At 54.1% G+C, this 12,300-nt stretch carries 12 protein-coding genes; 8 read left to right on the forward strand and 4 right to left on the reverse strand.

Annotated features, from left to right (window positions below; translation table 11 throughout):
- The first annotated feature begins 29 nt into the window (after positions 1 to 29).
- The 5 genes from EAH74_RS22870 to EAH74_RS22890 all read left to right on the forward strand — a co-directional run bounded on the left by EAH74_RS22870 (position 30) and on the right by EAH74_RS22890 (position 5,677).
- Positions 30 to 920 (forward strand): LysR substrate-binding domain-containing protein, encoded by an 891-nt coding sequence (locus EAH74_RS22870; RefSeq protein ID WP_140681253.1) that lies wholly within the window; start codon positions 30 to 32, stop codon positions 918 to 920.
- An 18-nt stretch (positions 921 to 938) separates the two neighbouring features.
- Positions 939 to 2,327 carry a threonine synthase gene (gene thrC / locus EAH74_RS22875; protein ID WP_140681255.1) on the forward strand — a complete coding sequence of 463 codons (1,389 nt, stop codon included), beginning with the start codon at positions 939 to 941 and terminating at the stop codon, positions 2,325 to 2,327.
- Positions 2,324 to 2,761: an Lrp/AsnC family transcriptional regulator gene (locus tag EAH74_RS22880; RefSeq protein WP_008154112.1), complete on the forward strand. Its 438-nt coding sequence runs from the start codon at positions 2,324 to 2,326 to the stop codon at positions 2,759 to 2,761. The genes thrC and EAH74_RS22880 overlap by 4 nt, the downstream gene beginning before the upstream one ends.
- Positions 2,762 to 3,204: 443 nt before the next feature.
- Positions 3,205 to 4,245 (forward strand): homoserine dehydrogenase, encoded by a 1,041-nt coding sequence (locus EAH74_RS22885; protein ID WP_140681256.1) that lies wholly within the window; start codon positions 3,205 to 3,207, stop codon positions 4,243 to 4,245.
- Between the two features lie 13 nt (positions 4,246 to 4,258).
- Complete coding sequence (locus EAH74_RS22890; RefSeq protein WP_140681257.1) at positions 4,259 to 5,677, forward strand: aldehyde dehydrogenase family protein; 1,419 nt, start codon at positions 4,259 to 4,261, stop codon at positions 5,675 to 5,677.
- Positions 5,678 to 5,825: 148 nt separating this feature from the next.
- On the opposite strand, the gene EAH74_RS33945 is transcribed toward EAH74_RS22890, so the two are convergent.
- Positions 5,826 to 6,011, reverse strand: a complete 186-nt coding sequence (locus EAH74_RS33945) for a DUF7693 family protein (protein WP_430539796.1) — start codon at positions 6,009 to 6,011, stop codon at positions 5,826 to 5,828.
- Between the two features lie 472 nt (positions 6,012 to 6,483).
- Between EAH74_RS33945 and EAH74_RS22900 the strand changes: the two genes are divergently transcribed.
- The 3 genes from EAH74_RS22900 to EAH74_RS22915 all read left to right on the forward strand — a co-directional run bounded on the left by EAH74_RS22900 (position 6,484) and on the right by EAH74_RS22915 (position 10,186).
- Positions 6,484 to 8,046 (forward strand): sensor domain-containing diguanylate cyclase, encoded by a 1,563-nt coding sequence (locus tag EAH74_RS22900; RefSeq protein WP_140681258.1) that lies wholly within the window; start codon positions 6,484 to 6,486, stop codon positions 8,044 to 8,046.
- A 984-nt stretch (positions 8,047 to 9,030) separates the two neighbouring features.
- Positions 9,031 to 9,804, forward strand: coding sequence for a ParA family protein (locus EAH74_RS22910; RefSeq protein WP_140681259.1), 774 nt, complete (start codon positions 9,031 to 9,033; stop codon positions 9,802 to 9,804).
- A gap of 166 nt (positions 9,805 to 9,970) precedes the next feature.
- Positions 9,971 to 10,186: a hypothetical protein gene (locus tag EAH74_RS22915; protein WP_140681260.1), complete on the forward strand. Its 216-nt coding sequence runs from the start codon at positions 9,971 to 9,973 to the stop codon at positions 10,184 to 10,186.
- A 118-nt stretch (positions 10,187 to 10,304) separates the two neighbouring features.
- Here the strand turns inward: EAH74_RS22915 and EAH74_RS22925 are convergent, their stop codons facing one another.
- The 3 genes from EAH74_RS22925 to EAH74_RS22935 form a co-directional block, all read right to left on the reverse strand.
- A complete protein-coding gene (locus tag EAH74_RS22925) occupies positions 10,305 to 10,946 on the reverse strand; it encodes a helix-turn-helix transcriptional regulator (protein WP_140681261.1) in 642 nt (213 codons plus the stop codon).
- Between the two features lie 19 nt (positions 10,947 to 10,965).
- Complete coding sequence (locus tag EAH74_RS22930; RefSeq protein ID WP_140681263.1) at positions 10,966 to 11,595, reverse strand: hypothetical protein; 630 nt, start codon at positions 11,593 to 11,595, stop codon at positions 10,966 to 10,968.
- 160 nt (positions 11,596 to 11,755) lie between these two features.
- Positions 11,756 to 12,187 (reverse strand): nuclear transport factor 2 family protein, encoded by a 432-nt coding sequence (locus tag EAH74_RS22935; protein ID WP_140681264.1) that lies wholly within the window; start codon positions 12,185 to 12,187, stop codon positions 11,756 to 11,758.
- Between the last annotated feature and the right edge of the window lie 113 nt (positions 12,188 to 12,300).

The raw sequence follows: 12,300 nt of genomic DNA on the forward strand, positions 1-12,300 counted from the left end.
CAGAGATAAGTCCCAATGAGGTTGCGCCGATGAGTCAAAAATCACTACCACCCTTGAATTGGCTGAGAGCATTCGAAGTGTCGGCGCGGTATTTGAATTTCACCCATGCAGCGGAGGAGTTGCACCTGACTCAAGGTGCAGTAAGTCAGCAGATCCGTCAGTTAGAGGGGCATCTCGGAGTGGCGCTGTTCAAGCGCCTACCCCGAGGGCTTGGCTTGACTGAAGAAGGGCAGTCGTACCTGCCGGTAGTACAAGACGCGATCAGCCGTCTTGCAGTGGGTACAAACGAGATTTTTGGCCAGCACAATCGAAGGCATGTGAAGGTGCGTGGCAGTCTTTCCTTCCTTCACTATTGGTTGGCCCCTCGGCTCGCAGATTTTTGTCGAGAGTTTCCCCAAATCGACATCCGATATATCAGCAACATTTGGGTGAAAGAACCGGATGGAGAGGATGACCTGGAGATTCGCTGGGGATGCGGGGAGTGGTCGGGATTGCACTCTCAACGATTAACTTGGGACATCCTCCAGCCCGTTTGCTCGCCAGAGCTAATGGCCAGCTCACCGATACGTGAGCCTCGCGATTTGATGAACCACTCTTTGCTGCATGTGTTGGGGTACGAGGAAGGTTGGGGTTACTGGTTGAAGCGGGTTGGAGCAGACGATGTCGACTATTCCCGTGGCCTTCAGTTCGACACGCTGATTTCCACAATCCGCATGGCAGAACTAGGTCAGGGCGTTGCCTTAGCGCGGTCTTCCGTAGTGGAAGATTTGCTCAAGAGTGGGCACCTGATTGCTCCATTCAGTCACCGAATCGAGGCCAGCGAGTCTTTTTATCTAGTACGTGAGCAGGCCGAAGAGCTCTCGCCTGATGCCGCAACTTTTTCTACTTGGTTGGTGGCTCAAGCCCACCGCCTTTTGTAATTCTGATCTGGAGTCATCATGCATTACGTAAGCACACGCGGCGGTGACGTGCGGGCGGACTTTCGCAGTGTGGTTCTGTCGGGGCTCGCTCAAGATGGTGGTCTCTATGTCCCAGCAAGTTTGCCTGTCTTCACTGAGAAGCAGATTACCAGCTGGTCGTGGCTACCATTCGATGAGTTGGTCTGGCGAGTGGTCTCACCCTACGTTGGCTCTTCCATGGACGAAAGCACTCTGCGTGCTTTGCTGAGCGACAGCTATCGAAACTTTAACCACCGCGCTATTACGCCGCTTGAGCAGATTGGCCATAACGAGTGGATACTCCAGCTGTTTCATGGCCCGACCCATTCTTCCAAAGATTTCGCTGCGCAACTGCAATCGCGCTTGGTGGAGCATTTCTTGGGTGAGGTCGGTGGAGAGGCGCTGATCGTCGGTGCGACCAATGGCGATACTGGGCTGGCTGCGCTTGAGGCGTTTGCTAACTGCCCGGGCACTCGGATGGCGATACTGTATCCGCGCAATGGGCTACCGGCTGAGCAACTCTCTGCCCTGCAGGCGGCAGACCCAGAGCGGGTTCAGCTTTTTCCAGTAGACGGTAATTTCGACGACTGCCAGACGTTGGTCTCTCAGCTCTTCCGGGACTGGCCGTTAGATGGGGTAATACCGATCTGTTTCAACTCCACCAACTGGGTCGGCGTCCTCGCACAGATCGTTTTTTATTTCCACGCTACGTTGCAACTGGGGGGCGGGACACGTCCTGTAGGCTTCAGCGTTCCAGCAGCCAGCTCTGCTGAGATCTACGCCGGCTACATTGCTCAGAAAATGGGATTACCCATCAATCAGGTGATCATTTCTACTAACAGTAATGATGCACTTCACCAGTTCATTCATCGCAATCGCTACTCGACCCGAGTGAGCAACCGAACGTTGTCTCCTGCGATGGATTTCTCCCTGTTCTCCAATTTGGAACGGTTCATTTGGGAACTGTATGGGCACGATGGGAGCTCAACGAAGGCGCTAATGGAGCATTTTGAGGACTGCGGCGAGTTAAGCATCGGCAACCAGCAGTGGCTCCGGGCCCGAGTTCTGTTCGATTCCTATGCAGTAGACGAATCACAGGTTCGCGACGAAGTCGTCAAGTTGTTCCGTGAGACTGGGTCTGCAATTGATCCACATACCGCTGTAGGTGTGCTGGCTGGCCGAATTCATCGACGCAGTCTGGGGGCTCCAATGGTGACCTTTGGGCAAATTGCTCCGGCCAAGTCTGCGGCCCTATTGTCCGAGTTAGGAGTCTGGCAGCGAGAGGTGCCAACAACTCCTGACATTTTTGCTCAGCCACCGTACTTGGCTAAAGGAGATCTGGACGGTCTATGCCAGGCCCTCTTGTTGGCGCAGCAGAGGCACGTATGAAGCGCATTCTGGATCCGCTGGATGAGCGCATACTTGCCGAACTCACAGCGAATGCTCGAATCGCCCATGTTGAGCTGGGCGCCAAGGTCAACTTGTCTCGCAATGCTGTGCGGCAGCGCATTGAGCGTCTTGAGCGAGACGGCGCCATCCAGGGTTATACGGTACGTCTCGGTGATTCCCGACGGCCTTCTTCGCTGATCAGTGCAGTGATCTTTGTCTACCGCTACGACCGCATGCGTGGAGAAGAGGTACTTGCCGCGCTGCGCTCGCTCCCCGAAGTGGTTCAGTGTGAAGTCTTGAGTGGTGAGTTTGATTTGATGCTTCGAGTTAATGCAGCCTCTCCCGAACGTGTCCACCTCGTTTGGAAGGAAATCTCTGCGATGCCTGGGGTGGAAAACACCGTCACCTCATTCGTCCTTTCTGCAGTGTTTTGAGCACAAAAAAACCAGGGGCGTTTCTGTCCCTGTACGCACCTCTTTAACCCGCCTTGCGCAGTCAGCTAGACGAAAAGCAACCAAGCCGTTGATGGGTTTTCCGGAGTCACCGGCTTGGAGTAGAGGCCGACGATTTGTAGCTAGGCACCTGATAGTTTCTGAAGCGGTGCCTCTGTATTCATGGAGGCCGGTTAGACCAGGGCTTACTACTCTCGGATTGCGATACTTGGTGACGCTCGGTTTTGTCTTCGCCGCGTGAATTTCTCTCATTCACCTCAATAGCTCAAAGCCACAACACAACTCTTCATTTGGGTTCTGTCCATCGAGCAGTCTTTCTGTATGGGCAAAACGGCCAACAAATACAGCACTCTGCCATATTCAACTGCCAGAGCTCGGCTCTTAGGATGTTCCTATCGAACAACACCAATAAAGGAACAGCTTTTATGACTGAGTACAAAATTGCCTTGGTAGGGTTTGGTGGCGTGAACCGTGGCTTCGCCCAATTGGTCGCCGATCGTAATGCCGAGTGGAAAGAGTCTTTGGGCTTCACTATCAAAATTGTCGGTGTCACCGATCTGTTCCTCGGCTCTATCGTTGCTAAAAACGGTCTGGATGCAAAGCAGTTGGTCGCGCTGCCCGTTGAAAAAGGTGCATTCGCTCAACTGCCTGGCGGCAATGCTGAGGCCTTCAACGAAACCGTAATCAAGCATTCTGGTGCTGACATGATTGCTGAAGCCACCTTCACCAACCCTGTCGATGGTGAGCCCGCTACTACGTTCTGCCGCTGGGCACTGGAAAGCGGCATCCATGTTGTGACCACCAACAAGGGGCCAATTGCGTTACACGGCGCTGAGCTTAAGGATTTGGCTCGTCGTAATGGTGCTGCCTTCGAGTACGAAGGTTCGGTTATGAGCGGTACGCCAGTGATTCGCCTGGCAAGACAGGCTATGGCTGGTGCAGAGGTTCAAGGCTTTGAAGGCATCCTGAACGGGACTTCCAATTACGTGCTGACCCGCATGAAGGACGGCCTGACTTTTAACGACGCAGTCGCTCAGGCCCAACAGCTCGGCTATGCAGAGGCCGACCCAACTGCCGATGTGGAGGGGTTTGACGTCCGTCTCAAGGTAGTGATCCTCGCCAACGAACTGCTCAATGCTCGATTGAGCGTCAGCGATGTGGCTTGCTCAGGGATTAGCAGCATCAGTCCTGAAGACATCGCTCAGGCAAGTGCCAACGGTGCAAGTTGGAAGCTGATCGGTTCTGCAAATCGCGAAGTTGATGGCTCGGTTCGAGCGAGTGTGGAAGCTCGACTGCTGCCGAATTCGCATCCTCTTGCAGGAATTTCCGGCGCCACGAACGCGGTGTCGTTCAACACTGCGCTGCTGGGTGCCGTCACTGTATCCGGCCCTGGAGCAGGACGTATCGAGACTGCCTTTGCTTTGCTGTCAGACATCATCGCCATCCATACCACCCACGGCAAGTAATAGGAGAGTAGTCATGAGCGTATCCAGCATGGCCAGCATCCAGCTTGTTGATGCCAAACAGATTGATGTGTTCAGTCCATTCGATGGTCGCCTGGTGGGAAGCGTACCTTGCCTCGATGCAACCGCTGTTCCTGGCTTGCTGGAGCGTGCGCGAATTGGCGTGCGTGAGAGTGCGGCAATGCCTCGTCACCTTCGTGCACGTATCCTTGAGGAAACAGCCCGGCGTGTAGAGCTCGAGGCTGAAGCGTTTGCCAAACTCATTGTTGCAGAGGCGGGAAAGACGCTGCGACAAGCAGAGAAGGAAGTGAAGCGTTGTGTGAACACGCTGAAGCTATCGGCGGAAGAGGCTCGTCGTAACGCCGGGGAAGTGATTCCATTCGAGGCATATGAAGGCTCCGAATCGCGCCAAGGCTGGTTCACTCGCGAACCGTTGGGGCTTATTGTCGCGATCACCCCATACAACGATCCGCTGAACTTGGTCGCCCATAAACTGGGCCCGGCTATCGCCGGTGGCAATGCTGTGATCCTGAAACCCTCAGAGCTAGCACCGTTGTCCGCTCTCAAGCTGGTTGAGTGCCTGGTGGAAGCGGGTCTGCCTCCGTGTGTGGTAACTCCGGCCACCGGGGGCGTCGATCTGGGTAAAGCATTGGTGGAGCTGCGAGAAGTGCGGATGATTTCCTTCACGGGTGGTTTTGCCACTGGAGAGTCCATTGCTCGAAGTGCAGGCTTGAAGAAGCTGGCCATGGATCTGGGGGGGAATGCACCGGTTCTAGTGCTTGATGACTGTGATCTTGAACCGACCGTAGAGTCTTGTGTATCTGGTGCCTTCTGGGCAGCAGGACAGAACTGCATCGGCACGCAGCGCATCCTCGTACATAGTTCGATCTACGAGGATTTCCGTGAGCGTTTTGTCAGCCAAGCGCGTGCATTGGTACTTGGCGATCCTGATCAGCGAGCAACGGATGTTGGCCCGATGATTACGGAGCAGGCGGCTCGTCGTACCGAACAATTGGTGAATGAAGCGCTGGCCGAGGGGGCTCTTCTCCTGTGCGGACACCATCGCCAAGTGGGAAGCTATTCGCCGACCGTGCTGGAGCGTGTAAGCCATAACAGTCGGATATGGCAGCAGGAAGTCTTCGCGCCGGTGGTCATCCTGGAGCCTTTTGACCACCTGGATGATGCTGTTGCTCTGGCCAACGCCCCAGAGTACAGCTTGCATGCGGGACTGTTCACACGTGATCTTTCCAAGGCCTTGAAATTGGCGCGGCAAATTGAAGCCGGTGGGGTGATGATCAATGACTCTTCCGATTATCGTTTTGATGCCATGCCTTTCGGTGGCTTCAAGTACGGAAGTCTGGGACGAGAAGGTGTTCGGTTTGCTTATGAGGACATGACGCAACCCAAAGTGGTCTGCATCAACGAAATGGGTTGAGCCTTCATAACTAATTACCGTCAACCTTTACATCGGGTGAAGTCGATCGTCTCGTGATACCCGATGCTTTTTTTCTCGACACTGACTGACCTGCTCGCTGTACCTGGTGAGCGTGGGCTGGTACGGAGTTCGACGAGGACGATCTTGCCTAGCTCACATGCCTGGCATGAGTCGATGATGGGGGCTCTTGCGTAGCCGGCCTGCATTCCTCGCAATACTCACAGTATTCCAAGGTGTCGCAGTCGTTGAAAAACGTGAGATGCCAGCCATCAATCTCGACAGGCATGAGGCCGTGATAGTTCTCATTCCATGACTGGATGCTGGCTCTGTTCATAGAGCGTGTGCCAGCGCGACGTCCTTCAGTAGATGGTAGACCTCGCGGGCAGAGTGAAGGGAGATTGTGTTCAGAATATTCCTTCCTAATGAGGCCCCAGCGCTTCAACAGTTGATCGCCTTAAGTGCTCATGTCTATCAATTCAACGATTCACTTCCGTCGCTATACGTGCGCGCCAGTTCCCCATTGGCAGACTGCGTAGAATTGGGCTTGTGCAATGGGAGTAGAATTCACCCTACTGAGTAATGGCGGATTGCCCTAGAATCAACTTGTTCTGTTGTCGCAAGCGAAGCCCGCAACGTTGAAAGCGTTATCACTCGAAAGGCTGAGATTTTAGACCGAGCGCAATAAATGGTTAGATCAGGCACGCAAGCCGCATGAAAGTACGACAAGGACGAGACGCGATGGGGAGTAAGGATTCGAGAGGGGCTGTCCAAGACACCGTGCACGCTCTACGTGTTGGTCAACCAGGATGATATTCACTAAAAGACGCAGTTCTTTAGTGGGGTTCATTATTCTGGCTGTCGCCCTGGTTGGTTTTTCGGCCATGTTGCTGTTGAAGTCTGAGACCCAACGGCGAGAAACGCGTTTCTCTGAATACGTGCAGAATATTTCCGGCATCGTGCGCAATCAGCTTGATACCAATGAAGCTGTGTTGTCGGGTTTCTCAGCATTTCTCCAGGCCGTCGATCAGAGCGATACGGAAGCTGCGGCCCGTTATGCGGCAGCCGTTTTATCCGCGTACCCTCATATTTACATGCTCGAGGCGGCGAGGGCAGTGCCCATCGCTGAGCAGGCTGCCTTTGAAGATCTGTTGCGCCGCACTTGGCGGCCAGACTTTGAACTCAAGGATTTCCCGAGCCTCACTCAGCAACCAGCCCAACATCAGGTCTATCTCAGCGAGACTTGGCCTGTGTTGTTCATGTACCCGTTACTCCCGGAATCCAGTGCGATCTATGGCGTCAGGCTAGAAACCGTCGCCTATCTCTCTTATGCATTGGCTCGTACCCACAATAATCAGAAGCCCGTTGTATCACCTGTTTTCTCAATGTATGAGGGCGGCAATGCTTACATTCTGATGCAGTCAGTCAGTAGGCCTGAACAGCTGCGAGAGAACACCCGCCCCAATTTTTTTGGTAGCACTATGGTGTCTTTGCTATTGATCAAAACGGGATCGTTACTGGACGCTGTAAATTATGCGAACGTAGATCATCTGGTTCATATCAGTGCTGTCCTGAAAACGGTAGCAGGGTCTGAAAGCAACGTATTTTCTACAGAGATCGAGCAAGCCGGTTTCCTGGATCGCCTTTTCCTGCCGCTTCTGGCTGATCGGGTCGAGATCAGGAGTGTTTCACAACCGATGACCTTGTTGTTTGAGCGTCAGTTGCGTTTAGGGGATGTTTTGACTGCGGAAACATTGATAATCCTTGCGGTTCTGGCAGGGGTACTTGTGCTGATGTCAGTGGTATTGATTCGGCATTTCAAGGCGATTGAAAGAGCAGAGGTCGAACACGAACGCTCGGCCTATCTCGCAACTCATGACGTGCTCACTCAACTGCCTAATCGCTACCTTTTCGCAGATCGTTTTGATCAGGCCTTCGACGATTGGAAAGTAAAAGGAGTGAAGTTTGCCGTGATGCTGATCGACTTGGATCACTTCAAGGAAATTAACGATAAGTACGGCCATGAGATCGGCGACGAAGTCCTGCGAACGGTCGCAAATCGCATGCTTCAGTCCACTCGCTTATGTGACACCGTTGCACGGTATGGCGGAGATGAATTCGTGATTCTAATTACCGATCTTGCTAACCCAGATAGCGCTGAACTGAAGGCGGCGAGGGTGCTCGAAACCATCGCGCAGACAGTCGTGACCAGCGCAGGAGAGCTTTCAATATCGTGCAGTATTGGAGTCTCGCTGTGTCCTATCCATGGCCAGAGTCTCGATACATTGCTTAAGGCGGCGGATCAGGCCATGTATGGCGTCAAGCAACTGGGGCGAAAGGGCGTCGCTTTGACTGAAATTCGTGCGGTCTGAGTTCTCTGGTTTCCTTGACACTTCCACGCAGCCGTCAGTGAACCGTTCACGTTCAGATAAGGTAGATTTCCTCGCTCCAATCTCAAGTCCACGCGTGCAAGTGCTCGTACCTCCAGCTGATTCCTCCGTGGAAGAGGTTAGCGTAGCAGCAGTAAAATTTTCAGGAATAGATGCTTTTCAAGCAAGTAGATGTGCCGGGGTAAGGCAGATCCCGAAACTTTTTACGATGCTTCCAATCGACTCATGTCGCTCGTGCTTTTCATCGGAAACTGACTGCGGTCGCTTGCGATGATGGCTCATAGCCGCTAATCGTGAGGAGGTGCTTGGAGAGGTCGTGAAGATGATGTCGAGATTTGTTGTTGTCCCTGCAATCCCAACGGAAACGGGATCAATGCGTAACGGATCGCGCTTCTACTGTCAGACTGCACCTATAGGCTTCAACCTCTATGACAATGAGGAGAAGCTGCGGCTGAAGACTACCTATCAGACCCGAGAAGAAGCCGAGGGAGAGTGTCAGCGGCTTAACCTTGAGCGGCTTCAAAGCGTCCTTTCGGAACGGGAATCCGTGACTGCGCTATAGGCATTCACTCCTGCATAGTCATCAGGCGCCCGGTTTTCGAAACGAGTGGACCAAGAGCTCGCGGAAGCACGACCTACACCACACTGACGTGGATGCTCGGCATTCAGGAGCGAGACAATTTATGACAGCGCATCGTGCCTCTCTTTTCCCCGACCGCTGACGGCTAGCTGCAATGAGGCGTTTTGCTAAATGGTCATCAACCCCGTCTCAGAGTCGTTTGTAAATCCTCATTCTGGTTGCGCCGATTCCATTGCTATGACGTTGTATCGCCAGGCCATCCCTCTAGCCCAGCCCTTCCGTCAATCGCCGTCGTAAAACTGAAACATTACGGTCATAGAATTGACACGACTTCTTACACCTTTTTTCAATCGGCCTTTGGCCTTTTTCATGGATGAGCAAGCCCCATGCGTCGTGTTGTATTCAATCAGAAAGGGGGCGTTGGAAAATCCAGCATTGCCTGCAATCTTGCCGCAGCGAGTGCTGCCGAAGGCTACCGAACGCTGCTGGTTGATCTCGATCCTCAGGCAAATTCGACACACTATCTCACGGGCCTGATCAACGAGAGCATCCCTTCGGGCATCGCCGATTTTTTCAAACAAACACTATCCGGCAGCTTCGAAGGTAGAAGGAATCGCGTGGTCATAACTGAGACCTCTTACGACAACCTTCACTTGGTGACTGCCAGCCCTGACCTGTCAGACCTCCAGTCAAAACTCGAGTCCAAATACAAGATCAATAAGCTGCGCAAGCTACTGGTTGAACTGTCCGAGGATTATGAGCGCATCTATATCGATACACCTCCGTCACTCAACTTCTACACATTCAGTGCCCTGGTGGCTGCGGACAGTTTGCTGATCCCATTCGATTGCGACAGCTTTTCTCGCCAGGCGCTGTATCGCGTGATCGCGCAGGTAGAGGAGCTACGTCTTGATCACAATGAATTACTGAGAGTGGAAGGGGTGGTGGTCAATCAGTTCACCGGGCGTACCGGCTTGCACCAAAATCTCGTTGATGAGCTGTTGGCAGAAGGTTTGCCTGTGCTACCGGTATACCTGAGCAGCTCCGTCAAGATGCGCGAATCTCACGAAGTTTCAGTACCCATCATCCATTTGGCCCCTCGGCATAAGCTTTCTCGGGAGTTTTTTGGTTTGCTGGATGCTCTGGAGCGAGCCGCTTAGCTTTATCAATGACGGGTTGCTACGAGCGTAATCGACCCCTCAGGTTGTCCCTCCAGCTAGCGTCAAATGAGCCGGAGCCGGTGATTCAAGCCAGTTCGTGCAGCTGAAATACTGATGAAACATTCTGGCCATATGATTCGCGTCACTGAAATCCAGGGAGTTGGAGATGAATCGACCATCAAGAAGCATGCGCAAACTGCTCGACTCCGTCGCCACTAACAATGAGGTAGCGGCGCTCGATATGATGCGCGCAGCAGAGCAACTCCAAGACGAAGTGCTACGCCAGCGGTTGCTCAATATGATTCACCGGCTCAATCAGGACGCTAATGACTTACGAGCGGCGCGTGACGATATCCAGGGCGGAGCCATAAAGCTCGCGTGATCGGTCTCGGTGACGTCTCTTAGTCTGTATGCCGCACTGGTCTCTTGGGTCAAGGGCGTGTTGACCCATCCCGAGCTATCCCGGTGGGTCAGCCGGGTATTTTCCATCCCAGTTGCACTCAGAAGTTATCAGGCTCGCTGGCCTTTTCTACGAGTGGTCGCAGTTTGAATCGACAGACATTGCCGCCGCGCACCATGCACTCCGTGTGATCGACCTCACCACCGCCTAACGCTCCGATCAAGGCCAGGTCCAGTTCGCAGACCACCGGGTGGGCCGCGGCCAGGCGGTGGAAGACGCAGTTATGCGCGACGATTTCCTTATCGTCGGACGAGCGAAAAAACACCTCTGCTTCGTATCCGGCCTGGTTCATGTGCTGCACGATCCTGGTTTCGTCAACCACCTGAGGTTCGCGGTCCAGGGCCAGTTTCCTGCCCATGCTGCGCATCAGCGAAGCCAGGGCATCGTGGCCGATGATGTCGGCCACTTCCTCGATCAGCACACTGGCCAGCATCTGATATTGGCGAGGGAACTGCTCGCGTGCATGGTCGGTGAGCCGATACAGCTGCTCCGGACGCCGGCCCGTCGGCCGGGTTTCACCGCGCAGCACCAAGGCGTCACGCTCCAGCGCCGCCAGATGCTGGCGAACGGCGGTGCGTGTCACCGAAAGATGGTCAGCCAACTCGTCAATGCTCATGCCGCCCGCATGGTGCAGCAGCGCATTGAGCAGGTCCTGCTGTGTTCGGCCCAGTCCTTCCAGCATGGTTTGCCCTCGCGCGGTATCAGAACTTGTCCGGGAATTGCTTGACCAGTGCGGCCGTCAGCGTGTCAGCCAGCGACACGATATGGGTGCGCATCATCTGCCAGGTGCGTGCTTCGCCTGCATAGTCGTGCGCGGCGAGTTCATCGACCTGGGCGACGTGGTGGCCGCCATGGGCTGACAACATCGCAACCAGCGTGTTTTCAGGCAGGTTGGGATTGGCTTTGGCCAGAAACGCCGCAATCGCCTTGGCATTGCTGGTCAAGTCCGTGACAGCTGCCTGCTTGCCTTTCGTGTCTTTGGCGACCGTGGCGTCGCTGTAGTGTTTCACCGCGCCCCAGTGACCGGCAAGCAGCTTGAGCAACTGATCGGCAGCGGGCTGACCGTAGAGCGGAGCGATGCTGTTGGCGATTTTGGTCGCGTTGTCGACGACCTGGTCAGCGGCGACTTTGGCTTGCTGTTTGTCCGCTGCCTGGTTGGCGATCGCGTAATTTCTGATCCAGAAAATATGCTCGACCCACAGGTCGCGCAAGGCCAGGCGTGTGGTCAGCGCGGCGCTGTCGGCGGAGGCTGGAGCGGCGGGGGGATTCTGACTCCAGGCCGGTTGAGCACAGAACGCCAACAGCATTAAAGCCAGGACTTTGATATTCATGACGGCACCCTCTGGTGATGGGATTGTTCGACAATATCAATTTAAGCATACGAATATGTTTTTATTGGGCCCAGGCCAAACTCGCGGATCAACGGTAGGTAAAGGGGAGAGTAGGGACACCGCAGCCTGGCTAACGGGTGCCCCCTTCGTTACGCAAAAATCAGAACTTGAACGCTTGTCGGCCTACCAGCAACCAGTGGCCTTTCTGTTTTTGCCAAATCTGGAAGTTCTCGATTTCGGTTGGTACCACTTCGGTCCCCTTCAGCGCTTGAGCCGAGAAGTGATGGCGGACCAACGCCACATCACCCGACACGGTGATGGTCTGGTTCTGCATCTCCAGGGTTTTAAATGCGCTTTTGCCGGTTTCGATATCGGCGATAAATTCCTTCTTGTCCTGAATCTTGCCACTGGAATGCCCATAGGTCAGGTTCTCGGCGGTCAGCGCTTTCAGTTCGGCAATGTTCTTGTTCAACATGGCTTGTGTCAGATGGTCGACGGCTTGCGCAACATCCTTGTCCGCGGAAGCAGGGGCGGCGGCTACATAGCCACTGAAGAGGCACAAGAATCCAATCAGCAGTTTCACTTTTTTCATGGGTGTTTCCTTGTTGTTGTGGGGGCGTCGGAGCGAGAGTGAAAATATCACTTATCGGTCATCGTACAACCTAGCATGTCGCCGAGAAAAAAACGAACGTGCGTTGAGGGCTT

Origin of the sequence: Pseudomonas mandelii (genome assembly GCF_006438925.1) — a bacterium.
Classification (GTDB): domain Bacteria; phylum Pseudomonadota; class Gammaproteobacteria; order Pseudomonadales; family Pseudomonadaceae; genus Aquipseudomonas; species Aquipseudomonas mandelii_C.